General features: G+C 69.8%; 15 protein-coding genes. 6 read left to right on the top strand and 9 right to left on the bottom strand.

Annotated features, from left to right (window positions below):
* The first annotated feature begins 112 nt into the window (after nucleotides 1-112).
* Genes DELCS14_RS04945 through DELCS14_RS04930 form a run of 4 tightly spaced genes read left to right on the top strand, consistent with a single transcriptional unit; the run spans nucleotide 113 to nucleotide 4,346 of the window.
* Nucleotides 113-1,219 carry an ABC transporter substrate-binding protein gene (locus DELCS14_RS04945; protein WP_013800720.1) on the top strand — a complete coding sequence of 369 codons (1,107 nt, stop codon included), beginning with the start codon at nucleotides 113-115 and terminating at the stop codon, nucleotides 1,217-1,219.
* A complete protein-coding gene (locus tag DELCS14_RS04940; RefSeq protein WP_013800719.1) occupies nucleotides 1,216-2,271 on the top strand; it encodes an ABC transporter permease subunit in 1,056 nt (351 codons plus the stop codon). The genes DELCS14_RS04945 and DELCS14_RS04940 overlap by 4 nt, the downstream gene beginning before the upstream one ends.
* Nucleotides 2,265-3,086, top strand: a complete 822-nt coding sequence (locus DELCS14_RS04935; protein ID WP_013800718.1) for an ABC transporter ATP-binding protein — start codon at nucleotides 2,265-2,267, stop codon at nucleotides 3,084-3,086. Before DELCS14_RS04940 ends, DELCS14_RS04935 begins: the two co-directional genes overlap by 7 nt.
* A gap of 12 nt (nucleotides 3,087-3,098) precedes the next feature.
* A complete protein-coding gene (locus DELCS14_RS04930; protein WP_013800717.1) occupies nucleotides 3,099-4,346 on the top strand; it encodes a cytochrome c in 1,248 nt (415 codons plus the stop codon).
* Between the two features lie 4 nt (nucleotides 4,347-4,350).
* On the opposite strand, the gene DELCS14_RS04925 is transcribed toward DELCS14_RS04930, so the two are convergent.
* The 9 genes from DELCS14_RS04925 to DELCS14_RS04885 all read right to left on the bottom strand — a co-directional run bounded on the left by DELCS14_RS04925 (nucleotide 4,351) and on the right by DELCS14_RS04885 (nucleotide 14,808).
* Nucleotides 4,351-6,072 (bottom strand): ABC transporter ATP-binding protein, encoded by a 1,722-nt coding sequence (locus DELCS14_RS04925; protein ID WP_013800716.1) that lies wholly within the window; start codon nucleotides 6,070-6,072, stop codon nucleotides 4,351-4,353.
* A complete protein-coding gene (locus DELCS14_RS04920; RefSeq protein ID WP_013800715.1) occupies nucleotides 6,069-7,811 on the bottom strand; it encodes an ABC transporter ATP-binding protein in 1,743 nt (580 codons plus the stop codon). The genes DELCS14_RS04925 and DELCS14_RS04920 overlap by 4 nt, the downstream gene beginning before the upstream one ends.
* The gene (locus DELCS14_RS04915; RefSeq protein ID WP_013800714.1) at nucleotides 7,808-8,635 is read right to left on the bottom strand and encodes an ABC transporter ATP-binding protein; all 828 of its coding nucleotides are present in this window, start codon (nucleotides 8,633-8,635) and stop codon (nucleotides 7,808-7,810) included. The genes DELCS14_RS04920 and DELCS14_RS04915 overlap by 4 nt, the downstream gene beginning before the upstream one ends.
* 2 nt (nucleotides 8,636-8,637) lie before the next feature.
* On the bottom strand, nucleotides 8,638-9,717 hold the full coding sequence (locus DELCS14_RS04910; protein ID WP_216595209.1) for an iron ABC transporter permease: 1,080 nt from the start codon (nucleotides 9,715-9,717) through the stop codon (nucleotides 8,638-8,640).
* 8 nt (nucleotides 9,718-9,725) lie between these two features.
* Nucleotides 9,726-10,868: an ABC transporter substrate-binding protein gene (locus DELCS14_RS04905; RefSeq protein WP_013800712.1), complete on the bottom strand. Its 1,143-nt coding sequence runs from the start codon at nucleotides 10,866-10,868 to the stop codon at nucleotides 9,726-9,728.
* Nucleotides 10,869-11,019: 151 nt separating this feature from the next.
* A complete protein-coding gene (locus tag DELCS14_RS04900; RefSeq protein WP_013800711.1) occupies nucleotides 11,020-13,221 on the bottom strand; it encodes a TonB-dependent siderophore receptor in 2,202 nt (733 codons plus the stop codon).
* 106 nt (nucleotides 13,222-13,327) lie between these two features.
* The gene (locus DELCS14_RS29435; RefSeq protein WP_013800710.1) at nucleotides 13,328-14,176 is read right to left on the bottom strand and encodes an AraC family transcriptional regulator; all 849 of its coding nucleotides are present in this window, start codon (nucleotides 14,174-14,176) and stop codon (nucleotides 13,328-13,330) included.
* A gap of 69 nt (nucleotides 14,177-14,245) precedes the next feature.
* Nucleotides 14,246-14,530, bottom strand: coding sequence for a type II toxin-antitoxin system mRNA interferase toxin, RelE/StbE family (locus DELCS14_RS04890; RefSeq protein WP_013800709.1), 285 nt, complete (start codon nucleotides 14,528-14,530; stop codon nucleotides 14,246-14,248).
* Nucleotides 14,527-14,808 (bottom strand): hypothetical protein, encoded by a 282-nt coding sequence (locus DELCS14_RS04885; RefSeq protein ID WP_013800708.1) that lies wholly within the window; start codon nucleotides 14,806-14,808, stop codon nucleotides 14,527-14,529. The genes DELCS14_RS04890 and DELCS14_RS04885 overlap by 4 nt, the downstream gene beginning before the upstream one ends.
* Nucleotides 14,809-15,060: 252 nt before the next feature.
* Between DELCS14_RS04885 and DELCS14_RS04880 the strand changes: the two genes are divergently transcribed.
* Both DELCS14_RS04880 and DELCS14_RS04875 read left to right on the top strand, forming a co-directional pair.
* Nucleotides 15,061-15,534, top strand: coding sequence for a (2Fe-2S)-binding protein (locus DELCS14_RS04880; protein WP_012207419.1), 474 nt, complete (start codon nucleotides 15,061-15,063; stop codon nucleotides 15,532-15,534).
* A gap of 14 nt (nucleotides 15,535-15,548) precedes the next feature.
* Nucleotides 15,549-17,816: a xanthine dehydrogenase family protein molybdopterin-binding subunit gene (locus tag DELCS14_RS04875; RefSeq protein WP_013800707.1), complete on the top strand. Its 2,268-nt coding sequence runs from the start codon at nucleotides 15,549-15,551 to the stop codon at nucleotides 17,814-17,816.
* Nucleotides 17,817-17,834: the final 18 nt, after the last annotated feature.

Below are 17,834 nucleotides of genomic sequence, written 5' to 3'. Positions count from 1 at the left end.
GCCGCGCCCTTCCTAGTTGCCACGCAAATATGGATGCGCGTTTTGCGTCGTTGGAAACACGGCACTCAGCGGACAGCATCGGCAGTCCCGAAACTGCTTTGGAGGGAGTTCCATGACCCGCAAGACCCAGACCGAGATCGACAGGACCCAGGACAGCCGCTGCGCCCATGGCGCCGATTGCGGTGCTTTCGGGGCGCTCGATGCTCCCGAGGCGACCGAGCCCTCGCTCTCGCGCCGCACCCTGATCCGCGCCGGCGCCGCAGCCGGCGCGCTGGGATCGGCCGCCTGGTTCAGCGGCCGCGCCGGGGCGCAGCCGCGCCAGAAGATCACCTTTGCCTGGAGCCAGGCCAGCTTCTGCCACTCGCCCATTCCCGTGGCGCTGGAGCGCGGCTTCTTCGAGCGCAACGGCCTGGACGTGGAGCTGCTGAACTGGGGCGGCTCGGCCGACCAGTTGCTGGAGGCGCTGGCCACGGGCAAGGCCGATGCGGGCGCGGGCCTGATCCACCGCTGGATCAAGCCGCTGGAGGCGGGGCTGGATGTCAAGCTCATCGGCAGCGTGCACGGCGGCTGCCTGCGCCTGGTGGGCCTGAAGTCGGCCGGCGTCACGCTGGACCCCAGCACGCTCAAGGGCAAGACCATCGGCGTGGCCGATCTCAACAGCCCGGCCAAGCAGTTCTATTCCATCCACCTGGCCAAGCGCGGCCTGGATGTGGACAAGGACATCGAATGGCGCGTCTACCCGGCCGACCTGCTGGATGTGGCCGCCAAGAAGGGCGAGATCCAGGCCATTGCCGACGGCGACCCCAATCTCTACCTGATCGAGAAACGCAATCCCGGCACCTTCCTCGAACTGGGCAACAGCGCCAAGAACGAGTACGCCGAAAGCATTTGCTGCGTGATCGGCGCAGGCGCAAAGTTCGCCCGAGCCAACAAGCCCGCAGCGGCCAGCGTGGTGCGCGCGCTGACCCAGGCCTCGGACTACATCGCCGAGAACCCCAACGAAACGGCGAAGATCTTTGCCAAGTACTCGCCCAAGGTGCCCGTCGAGGACCTGCAGCGCCTGCTGGCCGAGCTGACCTTCAAGCACCATCCGCACGGCAAGCCGCTGCGCGACGAGGTCCAGGCCTTTGCGGCCGACTTCCGCACGGCCGGCGTGCTCAAGAAGCAGACCGACCCTGGCCGCTTTGCCAGCCACATCACGCTGGACGTCCTCGCATGAGCACCGCAAGACCACGCTGGCGCCTGGGCGCCACGGATGCCGCACCCGGCCTGGAACGGGAACAGGCGCAGGGCACGCGCAAGGCAGGCCCCTGGCGCACCGGCCTGCTGGCCGCCGCCGCCTGGGCCGGCCTGGGCATGCTGACCCTGCTGTGGCCCAACAAGGAGATTGGCTTCAGCGAATGGGCATTCACGCAGGAATTCGGCATTGCCGCCCTGGCCGTGGCCCTTTTGCTGCTGGCATCGGCCGTGCTGCCTGTGCGACCCGTACGGGCAGCACGGCGCATCGACCGCTGGCTGCGCCCGGCCGGTGCCTGGCTGGTGGCGGCGCCGCTGCTGCTGGCGCTGTGGGAGACGCTGACCGCCAAGCTCGGCGCGCTGCCGCCGCCGTTCTTCGCACCGCCGCAAAGCCTGATCGATGTGGTCCATGAGGACTGGCAGCGCCTGGGCCTGTCCACGCTGTATTCGCTGCGGCTGCTGCTCAACGGCATCGTGTTCGGCGCGGTGATCGGGTTTCTCACGGGCGTGTGGATAGGCTGGTCGCGCATCGCGGGCTACTGGGTGCATCCGCTGCTGCGCTTCCTGGGGCCGGTGCCGGCCTCGGCCCTGCTGCCGCTGGCCTTTTTCTTCGCGCCGTCGAGCTACTCGGCAGCCGTGTTCCTGGTGGCGCTGGCCACGTTCTTTCCGGTGGCCGTGCTGACCTGGTCGGGCGTGGCATCGGTCAGCAAGAGCTACTACGACGTGGCGCGCACGCTGGGCGCATCGCCCTGGTTCCTGGTGCTGCGCGTGGCCATCCCGGCCGCCCTGCCCCAGGTCTTCGTGGGCCTGTTCATGGGGCTGGGCGCCTCGTTCTCGGTGCTGATCACGGCCGAGATGATGGGCGTGAAGGCCGGCCTGGGCTGGTATCTGCAATGGGCCCAGGGCTGGGCAGCCTACGCCAACATGTACACGGCGCTGCTGGTCATGGCCGTGCTGTGCTCGGGCCTGATCACGCTGCTGTTCACCGTGCGCGACCGCACGTTGTCGTGGCAGAAGGGAACCGTCAAATGGTGATTGCCGCAGAACACGCCGCCAACGCCGCAGCCACGCCCGCCATCGCCGGGGCGGCCCTAGCCGGCGCGGCCATCGATGTGCAGGCCGTCAGCCACTGGTTCGGCCAGGGGCAGGGCGCGCTGCAGGTGCTCGACGAGGTCAGCCTGCAGGTGCGGCCCGGCGAGTTCGTCGCCCTGCTGGGTCCCAGCGGCTGCGGCAAGTCCACGCTGCTGCGCCTGGTGGCCGGGCTGGACGCGCCCACGGCCGGCGCCGTGGCGCAGGACGGCACGGCCATCACCGAGCCCGATCCCTCGCGCATCGTCGTCTTCCAGGACCCCACGCTGTTTCCCTGGCGCACGGTGCGCGGCAACGTGGCCCTGGGCCTGCAGGCACGCGGCCTGCTGGACAGCCAGGCCCACCGCGTTGACGAGGCCCTGCGCCTTGTCGGGCTGGAAGAGTTTGCGGACAGCCATCCCCACCAGCTGTCGGGCGGCATGGCCCAGCGCGCGGCCCTGGCGCGCGCCCTGGTCAACGACCCGCGCCTGCTGATCCTGGACGAGCCGCTGGGCAAGCTCGACTCGCTGACGCGGCTGGCCATGCAAAGCGAGATTCTCAAGATCTGGCAGCGCGCAGGCTTTTCCGTGCTGCTGGTCACCCACGATGTGGAAGAGGCCCTCTTCCTGGCCCACCGCGTGCTGGTCTTCAGCCAGCGGCCCGCCCGCATCGTGGCCGAGATCGATGTGGACCTGCCCTACCCGCGCCAGCGCGGCCACGCCCGCCTGTCCGAGCTGCGCCACGAGGCCCTGCGCCACCTGGGCCTGGACCAGACCTGGTAGCGCCCGCATCCGATGCAACGCAGCGACTCCCCCGACTGGCTCAACCCCTTGATCGGCGCCATGCAGCAGGCCCAGGTCGGCCTGCTGCAGCTGCTGCACGGCCTGGGCCTGGCCGGCATGGTGGATGGGCAGCCCGCCTGGCCGTGGGCCCTGCGCCTGTCCGGCGAAAACCTGCTGATCGACCTGGGCCAGGCCCGGAGCCTGCTGTGGTCGCTGGCGGCCGTGGCCACCGCCATCGTTTTGCTGGTGCTGGCCCTGGCGCTGGCCCTGGTGCTGCGCCGCATCCGCCTGCCGGCCCTGGTGCTGACCGCGCTGGCCGCGCTCGCCCTGCTGCTGGCCCCCTGGCCGCGTGCCGACCTGATCCTGGTGCCCGCGCATGCCACCAGCTTCCATGCCTCGCCCACGGGCTTCAGCGTGGAGAGCATTGCGCGCGGCAGCGCGGTCTATGCCCAGCACTGCACGGCCTGCCACGGTGCCGATGGCCGGGGCCATGGCCCGCTGGCCGCCAGCCAGCCGGTCTGGCCCCCCAACTTCACCAGCCCGCTGCTGTGGCGCCGCGCCGATGGGGAATTGCTCTGGGCCATTCTTCATGACCGCCGCCCCGTGGAGTCTGGCGACGGCGCACGGGCACACGGCCATGCCGACCGGCTGTCCAGCGACGACGCCTGGGCCTTGATCGACTTCATGAAGGCCCGCGCCGCAGGCCAGATGCTGCAGATCGCCGGCAACTGGCCCTATCCCGTGGGCCTTCCCGACATGGCCGTGCAGTGCGCAGGCCAGCCCGCACGCCGCCTGAGCACCTGGCAAAGCCGCCAGCAGCGGCTGAGGGTGGTGGCAGGCAGCGGCCCGGTGCAGGAAGACCCGCGCCTGGTCAGCCTGCAGCTGTCGCCCGATGGCGGCAACCGCACCGCCAGCGCACTGGACTGCACCGTCAACGACCCGCGCGCCTGGCAGGCCATGGCCCTGCTCAGCGGCTCGGAGCAGCTGCAGGGCATGCAATGGCTGGGCGACCGCAGCGGCTGGCTGCGCGCGCTATCGCGTCCGGGCGCCCAGGGCTGGTCGGAGGACGACCTGGTCTGCCGCACGGACACGCCCGCGAGGACGGCGATCGAGGCGACGACGGCCGCTGCGGCAATCGCCGGCCCGTCCGATGGCCCGTCCGATGGCTCACCCGACGGCTCATCCGACGGCCTCGGGGCCCTGATCGCTCGCATGGATGCAGAGCCCGTGCGGTTCATCAAGGGTGGGTTTGTGCACTGAGGGATCAGGCATCCGCCGCCATCAGGCTGGCATAGGCGCCCTGGAGCGCGAGCAGCTCCCGGTGGGTGCCCTGCTCCACGATGCGGCCGCCCTCCAGCAGGACTACGCGGTCGGCGCGGGCCAGCATGGCGGGCCGGTGGGCGATGAGCAGCACGGTACGGTGCTCGCGCAAGGCGTCCAGCGCACGCAGCAGGGCTTGCTCGCTTTCGCTGTCGAGATGGGAGGAAGCCTCGTCCAGCACCAGCACGGGAGCACCGGTCAGCAGCGCGCGCGCCAGGGCGATGCGCTGGCGCTGGCCACCCGACAGGCGCATGCCTTGTTCGCCACAGCGCGTGGCATGGCCTTGCGGCAGCCCGCTGATGAAGCCATGGGCCTGCGCCAGCATGGCGGCCTGCTGTACCTCGTCATCGCTGGCGTCAGGCCGGCCCAGGCGGATGTTGTCGGCGATGGAGATGTCAAACAAATGCACTTCCTGGCGGACCACGGCAAGTTGCTGCCGCAGCACGGCCAGCGGCAATTCACGGATGTCCATGCCGCCCATGCGCAGGCTGCCGGCATCGGGCTCGCCCAGGCGTTGCAACAGCTGCACGCAGCTGCTTTTGCCGGCGCCGGAAGCACCGGCCAGGGCCACCATTTCGCCAGGCCGCAGGGACAGGTCCAGTCCGCGCAGCACGGGTACGCCGCCACGCTGCCAATGCACACCGCAGAAGTCCAGCGACGCCGTGGCCGGCGCCTCACGGGTTCCGCTGTTAGCAATGCGCCGGGGCTGGCGCAGCAGTTGCAGGATGCGGTCGGCACCAGCCTTCACATCGCCCAGCCTGCGCGCGGCCTGCGCCACTTCGGCCAGCGGCGCCAGCGCCATGCCGGCCAGTACCACCACGGCCGGCAGCCAAGCGGCATCGATGTGCCCCTGGTCCAGCAGCCAGGCGGCCACGGCAGCCATGGCCAGGGCCGACACGGCCGGCAACGGGTCCGCAGTGGCCAATTGGCCCGCAGCAAGCGACGCATGCCTGCGCACCTGCGGGGACAGAGCGGCGGCCTTGGCACGCATGCGTGCCAGCCAGCGCGGGCCGGCCTCCAGCAGCGCCAGTTCACGCAGCCCGCGCAGGCCTTCCACCACATCGGCATTGAGTTCGCCCTGGGCCGCTGCCAGCGCCCTGGCCTGCCGCTGCGCCTTGCCGGCCAGCCACCAGGACAGCAGCACCGGCAAGGCAACAAAGGGCAGCCAGGCCAGGGCGAGCAGCGGATGCAGCCAGGCCAGCAGGCCCAGCGCGGCCAGCGGCACGCACAGGGCGCCGGACAGCTCGCCCAGCATGTGGGCGTAGAAGTGCTCCATCAGCTCGGCATCGGCCGTGGCCGTGGCGGCGATGTCGCCGCTGCGCTGCGGGCCGGCCGCATTGCCTGCGCCCCGCTCCAGCCCGTCGTAGATGCCCAGCTGCAGTGTTTCTATCAACGCAAACGCCAGCGCATGGGAGGCATGGGTCTGCCACCATTGGCTGAGCGCGGCCACCAGCGCCGTCAAGGCCAATGCGCCCAGTGCCGGTTGCAGCGCAGTCCACGGCGCGCCCATGGCGGCCTGTCCGGCAATCCAGGCAGCCAGCACCCAGGCGCCGACCACGGTAGCCTGCGCCAGTGCGGCGGCCAGCAACGCCGCTGCCAGCAGGCGCTTGTGCGACGCCACCGGCGCCAGCAGGCCGGCCCAGCTGCGGGATTCATCGCGGATCATGCGGCCTCCTCCGTCGTCCTGTTGGCCTGCGACGCCGCCCAGAGCCGTGCATAGCGGCCGCCGCGGCGCAGCAGATCATCGTGCGTGCCCTGTTCGGCCACCCGGCCGTTTTCCAATACCACGATGCGGTCCGCCTCGCGCGCCGTCTCCAGGCGGTGCGCGGCCATGACAAGAGTGCGGCGGCCCCGCAATGGCCGCAACACCTGCAGCAAGGCCTGCTCCGTGCGTGGATCTGCGCTGGAGGTGGGCTCGTCCAGCAGCAGCACGGGCGCACGCCTGAGCAAGGCACGCGCCAGGGCCAGCCGCTGGCGCTGCCCGCCCGACAGGTGCGCACCGAATTCGCCCACCTCGGTCTGCAGGCCTCGGGGCAGGCTGTCCACCAGATCGGCCAGTTGCACATCACGCAGGACAGCCTCGATGTCGCGGAGGCAGGCCTGGGGGCTGGCCATGCGCAGGTTGTCCTCCAGGCTGCCGCTGAACAGCAGCGTGTCCTGGGCGACCAGGGCGACCCTGGAGCGCAACTGCGCCAGGCTCAGCTCCCGCAGGTCCCGGCCGCCCAGGCAGACCATGCCGCGCCGGGGATCGGCGGCGCGCCACAGCAGCGACAGCAGCGTGGACTTGCCGACGCCCGAAGGCCCCACCAGCGCCACCCATTCACCATCGGCGATATCCAGGTCCAGTCCGTGCAGCACCTCGGGCCGCCCCGGTTCCTGTCCCTGGTCATGGGCAAAGCACACCCCGCTCAGCGAGATGCGGCCGTCTGCAGGAGCAGGTCCGGGCCGCTGCGGCTCAGGCACGGGCAGCGGCGCATGCAGCAGCGCGTCGATGGCATGCAGGCCGTCGCGCGCGGCCCAGGCCGCATGAAAGGCTTTCTCCAGCCGCTCCAGCGGCCTGAAGGCCTCACGCGACAGCAGCAGCACGGCCAGCAGCGATGCCGCATCCAGCCGGCCCTGGCCCAGTTGCCAGCTGCCCCACCCCAGGACACTGGCCATGCCGGCCAGGCCAACGAAACGCGTCAGGCCGGTGCGCAGCAAGGTGGCGCGCAGCGTGTGCATGGACTCGGCACGCAGGCGGGCGGCCTGCTCGGCCAGACGCATGCGCCAGCGCGCCGAGGCGCCAAAGGCCCACAGCGTCTCCATGCCGCGCAGGCTGTCCAGCAGCTGCGCCCCAAAGGCAGCCAGGGCCGCCATGACGCCGCTGGCCCCTGGCATGTGCCGGCGCAGCCACAGCCGGTCCAGCAGCGGCTGGCCCAGCACGAACACGGCCAGCAGCAGCGCGCAGCCTGCATCCACCCAGGCCAGGGCGCCCAGCGCCAGCGCGCAGCCGAGCACGGCTCCCAGCAGGCTGGGAACATGGCGGCTGGCATGGACCTGCACGGCATCGACAGCCGCAACCAGCGTGGCCTGCAGCTCGCCCGTGGGGCGGGCCGCAGCCCAGGCCGGCCCCAGGTGCATCAACCGGGCCAGCAGGCGTTCGCGCAGCACGGCGCGCGTGCGCATGCCCACCTGCTGCGCCCACCACTCTTCCAGCCACACCAGAACGCCGCGCAGCACCAGGGCCGCCAGACCGATCGCCAGCCAGGGATGCAGCGACGCCCCCTCCATGGCCTGGGCCAGCAGTCGAGCAAGGCACAGCGCGTGCACCACCAGCATGGCCTGGGCCAGCAGCCCGCAGGCCACCGTGGCCGCCAGCTGCGCGCGCGAGCGCGACACCATCCAACGTTCCAGCGAGGTGCTCATGACGGCTCCTGCCCACGGCCGCCCAGCGCGTGCCTCACGGCGACCAGACGCCGGCCGTTGACCGTTTCCACGACAGCCTGCACGCGGTAGACCTCGTGCAGCAGGGCGCTGTCCACCACCTCGACAGGGCTGCCGGCACGCACCACGCGGCCCTGGTCCAGCACCATGATCCGGTCTGCCCAGCCCATGGCCAGGTTGATGTCGTGCAGCACGGCCAGCACCACCAGTTGCCGCTCGTGTGCGATCTCGGTCACCACGTCCAGCACGCGGTGCTGGTGGTAGAGGTCCAGGGCGCTGGTCGGCTCGTCGAGCAGCAGCAGGCGCGGACGGCGCACCAGGGCCTGGGCCAGACCCACCATCTGGCGCTGGCCACCCGACAGCGCAGCCAGGGGCCGGTCGGCCAGGGCCGTCAGCTCCAGGCGCTGCAGCACCTGCTCCACGGCGGTCTCGGCCTCATGCGTGCCGGCCAACGGCCAGCCACGGGCCGCCTGTGCGGGCTCGCCGGCCATGGCCGCGCTGAGCACGGACTCGAACACCGCCAGTCGCGAGCGCTCGGGCAGGCTTTGGGGCACATAGACCACCTGGCGCGCGCGCTGCAACGGCGGCTGGGAAGACAGCAGCACCGTGCCCAGGCGCACCTCGCCGCGCATGCGCTGCAAGCCTGCAATGCCGCGCAGCAGCGTGGATTTGCCTGCGCCATTGGGCCCCACCAGCGCATTGACCGAACCCGCAGCCAAGGGCCCCAGAGTGGCACCGCGCAGCACGGGTGCTGCGCCATAGCCCATGTGCACATCGCTGACATGCAGCGCGTCGCGGAATGGCATGCTCAGCGCTCCTGCCGGCCCGTGCGGGCAACGATGGCCATGAAAAAGGGAATGCCCACCAGCGAGGTCACGATGCCCACGGGCACCAGCACGCCCTCGATCAGCGTCTTGCTGGCCACCGAGGCCATGGACAGGATCAGTGCCCCCGCCAGCGCCGAGGCCGGCAGCAGCACGCGGTGATCGTCGCCCACCAGCATGCGCGCGATGTGCGGTGCGATCAGCCCCACGAATCCTATGGTGCCCACGAAGGAGACGGCCACGCCCGACAGCAGGCTGATGCGCAGCAGCGCCCAGCCTCTCAGCGCCGTGACCGGCACGCCCAGGCTGCACGCGCGGTCCTCGCCCAGCGTGAGCGCGGTCAGCGACCAGCTCTGGCTCCAGGACCAGGGCAGGCACAGCGCCAACACGGCGGCCATGACGGCAATCCGGTCCCAGGAGGCGCGTGCCAGGCTGCCCAGGGTCCAGAAGACCAGCTGCTGCAAGGTGTTCTGGTCGGCCACGAACTGCAGCAGTGCCACCAGGGCGTTGAAGCTGAACACCAGGGCGATGCCGAACAGCACCAGGCTTTGCACGCCAAATCCGCGCCACATGGCCAGCCCGTACAGCAGGCCCACCGACAGCAGCGCGAAGAGGAAGGCGTTGAGAGACACCACGTACTGCGCCGGCACGCCCGGCACGCCCAGTCCCAGCACGATGGCCAGGGCCGCGCCAAAGGCGGCGGCCGCCGACACGCCCAGCGTGAACGGGCTGGCCAGCGCATTGGCCAGCACGGTCTGCATCTCCGCGCCAGCCAGCGCCAGCGCCGCACCCACCAGCACGGCCATCAGCGCATAGGGCAGGCGCACGTTCCAGACGATGACGGCCTCCACGCGCGACACGCTGCCCGGATCGCCGAGCACCTGCCACAGCCGTGCCAGCCCCATGCCCGACGGGCCGGTGGCCACGTCCAGTGCCAGGCTGGCCAGCAGCGCCAGGGCCAGCAGCGCCAGCACCAGCCCGTGGCGGGCATGGCGGCGGCGGTAGCGCTGCGCGGCACCGGCCGCCGCAGCGCCCGTCTCTGCCGCCACGGCACTGGCCTCCATGGCCGCGCTCATCGGCCGGCCCCGGAAGGCAGGTCGGTCAGCAGCACGCCGGTCATCGGAATCGGCATGAAGCGCTCGTACAACTCACGCCGCGTGCGCAGCGGGTCGATGTCGGCAAAGAGTTCGGGATGGAGCCACTTGGCCAGCGCCTCGACGGCAATCACATGCTCGGGCGAGTCGTAGAAGATGTGCCACAGGCCGTGCACGCGCCCCTTTCGGACGGCGGACAGCTCGCGCGTTTGGGCACGCTGCGCCACCGTCGCCAGGCTGGCCTGCGCCTGGGCCGGCGTGGCCTGGTAGCCCAGCGTCACGCCGCCCTGGCCGCTGGCGAAGACGCCCGTGGCCACATAGACGGCAGGATCGCGCGACAGCACATATTCGAGGTTCAGCGTACCGATGGGACCGGGAATGCGGCCGGCGCCGATGTTGTCGCCACCGGCCAGCTCCACCATTTCCCCGAAATTGCCCTTGCCCGGCGAGCCGCAGCAGTCGCGCAGACCGGCCAGCATGTCGATGAAGATGGCGGGCCGCTGGAATCCGTCCTTCCTGCGCGCCGCCGCGACACGCTGGCGCACGCGCTCGATGCGCTGCTCGTAGAAAGCGATGAAGTCCTCGGCGCGCTGCTGGCGGCCCAGCACTTGGCCCATCAGGCGCAGGCTGGGCACGGTATGGGTCAGCGGATGCTGGCTGAAATCCACAAAGACCACGGGCACGCCCGCCGCCTGCAGCTGGCGCACGGCCTCGCTGTCGGGCGCGGGCCCGTGACCGCCCGAGACGGCCATGAAGGCCACGTCGGGACGCACGGCCAGGGCCTGTTCCACGTTGAAACTTTCGGGCGTGGCACCGCCGACCAGCGGCAGTTTCTCCATGGCAGGAAAGGCCTTGGAGAAAGCCGCATAGCCCTGGGTATCGAGCAGACGGAAATCCCCCTGCCAACCCGCCACGCGCTCCACCGCCTGCCGGCCTTCCAGCAGGGCCATGGTGTAGACCATGCGCCCCTCGCCCAACAGCACGCGCTGCACGCGGTCCGGCACCTGCACGCTGCGCCCCGCCATGTCCGTCACGGTCAAGGCCTGGGCCAGCCCACTCCAAAGCGTCAGCGCCGCCACCGCAGCGCGCAACCCGCGCCGCATTCCTGTCTGTATTTGCATCTGTTTTCTTCTCTCAGTCGTTGCCGGCATACCCAATGCAACCGGCGCGCCCCAAAGCCTGGGACAGCAAGCAAGGGCCTGAGCCGGCCGCAACGCCCCGCAGCGAGGCTGCCGTCCCCCTCAGGGGGACGCCGCAAAGCGGCTCAGGGGGTCAAAACCGGCCGCGCAAGCTCACCTGCACATTGCGCGGCTCGCCATAGACATTGCCGAAGTTGGCCGGCCCGAATCCACCGCTGCCCAGGCGCGTGTAGTAGCTGCGGTCGAACAGATTGCTGACGTTCAGCGCCGCACTCCACTGCGGGCTGATGCGGTAGCCCACGCGCAGGCTGGCCGTGGCGTAGCCGCCCTGGGTGGCTCGAACAAGGGGCTTGCCGCCCTCGCTGTAGGTGCCGCTTTGGACGTTGATGCCGCCGCCCACATCCCAGGCGTTGAGCGCGCCCGGCAGCCGGTATGTGGTCCACAGCCGCAGCAGATGCCGGGGACTGAAGGTCCTGAAGGACTGGCCCTGATAGCTGGGATCGCGCTTGTATTCGCTGGTGTTGTAGGTGTAGCCGGCCATGGCCTGCCAGCCCGGGGCGATCTGTCCCGCCAGCTCGGCGTCGAAGCCCTGGCTCTGCACCTTGCCCTGCGCGGCGTAGCAGCAGCTGTCCACGATGACGGGCGACACGGCCACGGCGCGGTTGCTCTCCACGATGCGGAAGGCCGCCAGCGCCACCTGCAGCCGGCCATCGTTGAGCGAGCCCTTGATGCCGGCCTCGTAGTTGGCGCCAACCACGGGCGGCAGTCCGCCGCCATCCTCGCCCCGATAGTTGCTCTGCACGCGGAAGATGTCGGCATAGCTGGTGTAGAGCGACCAGCGGGAGTCCAGATCGAAAACCAGGCCCGCGTAGGGCGTGAAGCGGCCGTCCTGCCGGTAGTCCGCCGTCTGCGCGCCCGTGCGCTGGTTGACGGAGTCGGTGCGCCACCAGCTCCAGCGACCGCCCAGCAGCAGGGTCAGCGGATCGGCCAGCTTCAGCCGCGCGGCGCCATAGATGCCGTACTGGCGCGTGCGCGATCGCGAGTCCGATGTCCACTGCACGGCGCCCGGATCGGCGTAGGCGGCCGGGTCGAAGTCGAACACATTGACGGGAATGCCGCCAAAGCCCGGGAGGCTGCCACCTTGCGAGCGCGCGTCGCGGTCGTACCAGTTGGCGCCCAGCACCACCTCGTGGCGCCGGCCCCAGGCCTGCCAGGCCCCGCTGAGCATGGCGTCCAGCGACAGTTGTTCGTTGTCGTAGTCATTGGCACCACCCATCAGGCGGGGACCCAGGCCCGTGGCGCGGTCCACCGCGCCCGAGACATAGGCGTACTTGAGCGCGCTGGACTCGCGGTCGGAGACCGCCGCCAGCTTGAGCTGCCAGTCGGCATTGATGGAATGGCTGAGGTCGGCGAAGACCTGGGTGGTCTCGAAGTCCCAGTGCGTCCAGGGCGTGCTCAGGAAAGTGCTGCGTGCCAGCCCCAGGTCGCCGCCGTCGGCGTAGCGCGGCACGCCCATCATGGGCGGCACCCAGTCGCGCGTCTGGTGGCCGGCGCCCAAGGAGACGGTGGTGGCCGATCCCAGGTCGGCCTCGACGATGCCGTACAGCGAATCGCGCCGGCTGCTGGCATAGCGCACATGGGAATCGCGCTGGTCGTGCGCGGCCGCCAGGCGGGCACGCACCGACCCATCGGCGTTCAGCGGGGTGCTGTAGTCGATCTCGGCACGGGCCGCATTCCAGGAGCCCAGGCCCAGCGAGCCCGTGAAGCGCCGGTCGCCCGTGGGGCGCTTGCGCACCAGATTGATCACGCCGCCGGGCTGGCCCGCGCCATTGAACAGGCCCGCAGCGCCGCGCAGCGTCTCCACATGGTCGAACATCACCATGTCAGGCTGGCTCCAGGAAGCGCCGCCTGTCTGCACGGGAAGGCCGTCGTACTGGAAGTACTCGATGGGATAGCCGCGCGCATAGAAGGCCGGAATGACGCCCGTGCCCGACAGGTCCACGGTCACGCCGGGGGTCTGCGCCATGATCTCGTCCAGCGTGTGCAGGTTCTGGTCCTCGATCTGCTGGCGCGTGATGACGGAGACCGAATGCGGCGTCTCCCTGAGCGTGGCAGGCAGCTTGGTTCCCACCGAGACGCCCGGGGCCGCGTAGCCACCCGTCAGCTCGGTGGGCCGGTCCTTGACCGCCTGGCCCGTGACCTGCACCTCGGGCAGCCTTTCCTCGGCCGCCCGGGCCAGGGCGCACTGGCCCAGGACGCAGACGGCCAGCGCGATCGATGTGATGGAAAAACGGGGCAGGCCGGCATCCCGGTCCGCAGAATCTGGCAGCGACATTCAACCCTCTCGAAGCAAATGAAAATCAATTGCATTTGACTGTAGGCAAGAGGAAGGCTCGCCGCTTTCGCTGGCCGGAGTTTGGCTTTCGCTAGCCGGAGACGGCTCAGCGCAGCAACTCGCTGGGCGCGATGCCGAAGCGCTTGCGAAAGGCCGTCGAGAAATGCGCAATGCTGTAGCCCACCTCCAGCGCCACCTGCGTGACCGAGCAGCCGCCCGAAGTCAGCAGGCCGTAGGCCTGCTCCAGCCTGTGCTGCTGCAGGTGCTCGAACACGCTCATGCCGAACAGCTGGCGAAAGCCGGCCGTGAGCTTGCGCTCGTTGATGCCGGCCTCGCGCGCCAGCTCGGCCAGCGACAGGGGACTGCGAGCGTGCGCCGTGGCCACCTCGCGCGCATGCCAAAGCCGCTCCACATCGGCGCGTGACAGCTCGGCGACAGCCCCCTGCGCGCCCGCCGCCGGCAGGCACTGCTGGAGCACGGCAGCCGACAGTTCCAGGCTCTTTGCATTGAGGAACAGATCACGCATGGGCCCCTGATAGGGGCAGACCAGAATCTGTGTGGCCAGCGCACGCGCCGTGGCCGACAGCCCCTGGCGCAATACCAGCAGATCGTTGTCGTTGAAGCAGTGGTGGCCGCTGCGCGCGATGAGATCGAGCCCGAAGCCCTGGCGCTCCGCCGCCTCGGCGTCAAAGCCTATGCGCACATAGCGCTGAAGGCTGTGGGATTCATAGCGGTCCAGTCCCTCATGCAGGCCCGTGGCCAGCACCAGGTAGACCCCGGCATCGGACACCTCCATCAGACGGCCGTTGACCCCGGCCTGCACCTTGCTGTTGAGGGCCACGATGATCTGCAGGCCCTGGAACACCGGCGCGCGGACCTCCACAGGCTCCTGCGTCATGCGGCAGCCGGCCGCCAGGCACAGCTGGTTGTCGAATCTGGAATTCCACTGGAACACGTTGCAAATCTATGAATGAGAATTATTCTCAAATCATACGTTCAACAGCCAAGACCTTGCACCGCCTCGTCAATCCTCCAACGGCGGCCACTGCCGCGCGGTGTGCACCAGGGCCAGCACCCAGACCGTCGTGCCATCTATCTCATAGACAAGGCGATAGCTTTCATGGGGGATCAGCTCGCGCGTGCCGGCAATCCTGCCCGTCTTGCCCATCTTGGGATACGCGGCCAACCGGGCCGCTGCGTCGCTGAAAAGCAGGTCCATGCGCAAGGCTGCGCGAGGATTGTCAGCTGCGATGTAGTCCCAGATATCGGCGCGATCCTGCTGCGCCTGCGGCGTCCAGATGACTTTCACGCACGGTCTGCCGCAACCTGACGGCGCCGGGCAGCGAACTCGGCCTCGACTTCCTCATTCGAGCGGCCAAGTCCAGCGCGCATGGAGGCGCGTCCCGCCTCGACCTTGCGCTGCAGATAACCGTCATATTCGCGCGCCTTGCGGCGCTGCTCAATGTAGCCGCGCATCAACTCCCGCATGACCTGGGATGCGGGCCGGTCCTCGCCTGCGGCTTCGGCCATGAAGTCTTCGCGCAGCTCGGCTTCCAGTTTCATGGTGAAAACGGCTTCCTTGGGCATGATTGACTCCTGTGAAGATACCAACAAAGTATATACATCGTCAGTACCAAACACTCCAGAGACTCAACCGCTTCACCCCATTCGCAACTTGCACTTGCCAATGCATCAATCAAATCAGGACTAGTTGCAAGCAAGGCCTCTTTCTATATTCGCGCCTCGACGGCGCCCGGCTTCCATGGGCCGCCGCTGCGCACGACACTACTGCGGGGACCCCACCCCTGCCTGACTGACCCACAACAAGGAGAGACTGCGATGACCGATCTCACCATCAACGGCAAGACCGTTTCCATGGACCTGGACCCCGAGACGCCCATTCTGTGGGCCCTGCGCGACACGCTGGAGATGACCGGCACCAAGTTCGGCTGCGGCGCGGCGCTGTGCGGCGCCTGCACGGTGCACATGAATGGCCAGGCCATACGTTCCTGCGTGACGCCGATCTCGGCGGCCGCGGGCCAGAAGATCACCACCATCGAGGCCATGACCTCGGGCTCCGACCGCGTGGGCACCGCCGTGCGCGATGCCTGGGTGCGCCACGACGTGGCCCAGTGCGGCTACTGCCAGAGCGGGCAGATCATGAGCGCCACGGCCTTCCTCAAGTCGCTGCCCAAGGGCAAGAAGCCCAGCGGCGAGGAGATAGACGCGGCCATGGCCGGCAACATCTGCCGCTGTGGAACCTATGCACGCATCCGCACGGCCGTGGCCGATGCCGCGCGCACCCTAGGCTGAACGGAGAACGCCGCATGCTGACCACCTTCAACCCCGCCGAACTGCCGCGCGCCCTGCAGCACATCCTGGACCGTGACGAGGCCGCTGCTGCCATCGCCGACGCGCCCACCCTTGCACAGATCCCCCGCCGCAGCTTCCTCAAGATCGCCGGTGCCGGTTCGCTGGCCCTGGGCGTGTTTCCCGCCATGGCGCAGGCGCCGGGCAAGGGCGAGGCCACCGGCCTCAAGCCCACCGAGCAGCCCGCCTCCTTCGTGGAGATCTCGCCCAATGGCGAAGTCACCGTGGCCATCAACCGCCTGGAGTTCGGCCAGGGCGTGCACACCGCCCTGCCCCTGGTGCTGGCCGAGGAGCTGGACGCCGACTGGAGCAAGGTCCGCGCCCGCCTGGGCGGCAACGATGCGGCCTATGCCGATCCGCGCTACGGCATCCAGATGACGGGCGGCTCCACCGCCCTCAAGCACAGCTACACCCAGTACCGCGAGCTGGGAGCCCGTGCGCGCGCCATGCTGGTGGCCGCCGCCGCCGCGCAGTGGAAGGTGGACGCCGCCACGCTGCGCACGCGCGAGGGCTTCGTGCTCGGCCCCAACGGCAAGAAGCTGTCGTATGGCGAGTTGGCCCAGGCCGCCATGGCCCAGCCCGTGCCGGCCACCGTCGTGCTGAAGAATCCCAAGGACTTCCGGCTGATCGGCAAGCCCACGGGCCGCATCGACGCCCGGGCCAAGAGCAGCGGCCAGCAGAGCTTCGGCATCGACATGCACCTGCCGGGCCAGCTGACGGCGGTGATTGCACATCCGCCCGTGTTCAAGGCACAGCTGGCCTCGCTGGACGACGCTGCGGCGCGTGCCGTGCCCGGCGTCAAGGCCGTGCTGCGCGTGCCCGTGGACGGTGGCGGCGAAGGCGTGGCCGTGATCGCCACCGGCTACTGGCCAGCGCGCAAGGGCCGCGAGGCGCTGAAGGCGCAATGGAACACCGACGCCGTGGAGAAGGTGGACAGCGAACGCCAGCTGGCCCAGTACCGCGAGCTGGCCGCGCAGCCCGGCGCGCGCCACTTCGACGCCGATATCTCGGCGCTGGACAAGGCGCCGCGCCATATCGAGGCCGAGTTCAGCTTCCCCTACCTGGCCCATGCGCCCATGGAGCCGCTCAACTGCACGGTGCAGATGGGCGAGACCGGCGAGGCGGGAGCCGACCTCTACCTGGGCACGCAGTTCGCGGGCGTGGACGGCATGGCCGCCGCGCGTGTGCTGGGCCTCAAGCCCGAGCAGGTGCGCGTGCACGTGCAGATGGCCGGCGGCGGCTTTGGCCGCCGGGGCGTGGGCACCAGCGACTATGTGGTCGAGGCCTGCCAGGTGGCGCTGGCCGCGCGCCGCGCCGGCCTGAACGCCCCCGTGCGCATGGTCTGGAGCCGCGAGGACGACATCAAGGGCGGCTACTACCGCCCCATGCACCTGCACCGCGCGAAGATCGGCTTCGACGAACGCGGCAAGGTGCTGGCCTGGGACCACGCCATCGTGGGCCAGTCCATCACGGCGGGCACCATGTTCGAGGGCGGCATGATCAAGAACGGCATCGACGCCACGGCCGTGGAGGGCATGCGCGAGCCCTATCCGCTGCCCATGCGCCTGACCGTGCACCACCCCAAGGTCAACGTGCCCGTGCTGTGGTGGCGCAGCGTGGGATCGACCCACACGGCCTTCGTCATGGAAACGCTGATCGACGAGATCGCGCGCAGCAGCCGCCAGGACCCCGTGGCCTACCGCATGCAGATGTTCGGCGACAAGCACCCGCGCCATCGCCTGGCCCTGCAGCTGGCCGTGGACAAGAGCGGCTACGGCAAGCGCCAGCTGCGCGCGGGCCGCGCCTGGGGCGTGGCCGTGCACGAGTCCTTCGACACGGTGGTGGCCTATGTGGTGGAGGCCTCGGTCAAGGACGGCCGCCCGGTGCTGCACAAGGCCACGGCCGGCGTGCACTGCAACCTGGCCGTGAACCCGCGCACCATCGAGGCGCAGGTGCAGGGCGCGGCGCTGATGGGCCTGTCCATGTGCCTGCCCGGCGCGGCGATCACGCTCAAGGACGGTGTGGTGGAGCAGAGCAACTTCGGCGACTTCGCCGTGCCGCGCATCACCGACATGCCCGAGATCGCCGTCCACGTCGTGCCCAGCGCCGAGCCGCCGACGGGCATGGGCGAGCCCGGCCTGCCGCCGCTGGCCCCGGCCTTCGCCAACGCCGTGGCGCAGCTCACGGGCAAGCCCGTGCGCAAGCTGCCGTTCGACCTGGCGTGATCGATCTGGCGTGATCGA

The organism is Delftia sp. Cs1-4 (assembly GCF_000214395.1).
GTDB classification, from domain to species: Bacteria; Pseudomonadota; Gammaproteobacteria; order Burkholderiales; family Burkholderiaceae_C; genus Comamonas; species Comamonas acidovorans.
Note: the sequence above shows the minus strand (reverse complement) of the source record. Positions and strands in the feature narration are given on the sequence as shown.

Bases quoted from the DNA above. Each gene is read 5' to 3' on its own strand.
- DELCS14_RS04945 (WP_013800720.1), top strand. From the start codon at position 113: ATGACCCGCAAGACCCAGACCGAGATCGACAGGACCCAGGACAGCCGC.
- DELCS14_RS04940 (WP_013800719.1), top strand. From the start codon at position 1,216: ATGAGCACCGCAAGACCACGCTGGCGCCTGGGCGCCACGGATGCCGCA.
- DELCS14_RS04935 (WP_013800718.1), top strand. From the start codon at position 2,265: ATGGTGATTGCCGCAGAACACGCCGCCAACGCCGCAGCCACGCCCGCC.
- DELCS14_RS04930 (WP_013800717.1), top strand. From the start codon at position 3,099: ATGCAACGCAGCGACTCCCCCGACTGGCTCAACCCCTTGATCGGCGCC.
- DELCS14_RS04925 (WP_013800716.1), bottom strand. From the start codon at position 6,072: ATGATCCGCGATGAATCCCGCAGCTGGGCCGGCCTGCTGGCGCCGGTG.
- DELCS14_RS04920 (WP_013800715.1), bottom strand. From the start codon at position 7,811: ATGAGCACCTCGCTGGAACGTTGGATGGTGTCGCGCTCGCGCGCGCAG.
- DELCS14_RS04915 (WP_013800714.1), bottom strand. From the start codon at position 8,635: ATGCCATTCCGCGACGCGCTGCATGTCAGCGATGTGCACATGGGCTAT.
- DELCS14_RS04910 (WP_216595209.1), bottom strand. From the start codon at position 9,717: ATGGAGGCCAGTGCCGTGGCGGCAGAGACGGGCGCTGCGGCGGCCGGT.
- DELCS14_RS04905 (WP_013800712.1), bottom strand. From the start codon at position 10,868: ATGCAAATACAGACAGGAATGCGGCGCGGGTTGCGCGCTGCGGTGGCG.
- DELCS14_RS04900 (WP_013800711.1), bottom strand. From the start codon at position 13,221: ATGTCGCTGCCAGATTCTGCGGACCGGGATGCCGGCCTGCCCCGTTTT.
- DELCS14_RS04885 (WP_013800708.1), bottom strand. From the start codon at position 14,808: ATGCCCAAGGAAGCCGTTTTCACCATGAAACTGGAAGCCGAGCTGCGC.
- DELCS14_RS04880 (WP_012207419.1), top strand. From the start codon at position 15,061: ATGACCGATCTCACCATCAACGGCAAGACCGTTTCCATGGACCTGGAC.
- DELCS14_RS04875 (WP_013800707.1), top strand. From the start codon at position 15,549: ATGCTGACCACCTTCAACCCCGCCGAACTGCCGCGCGCCCTGCAGCAC.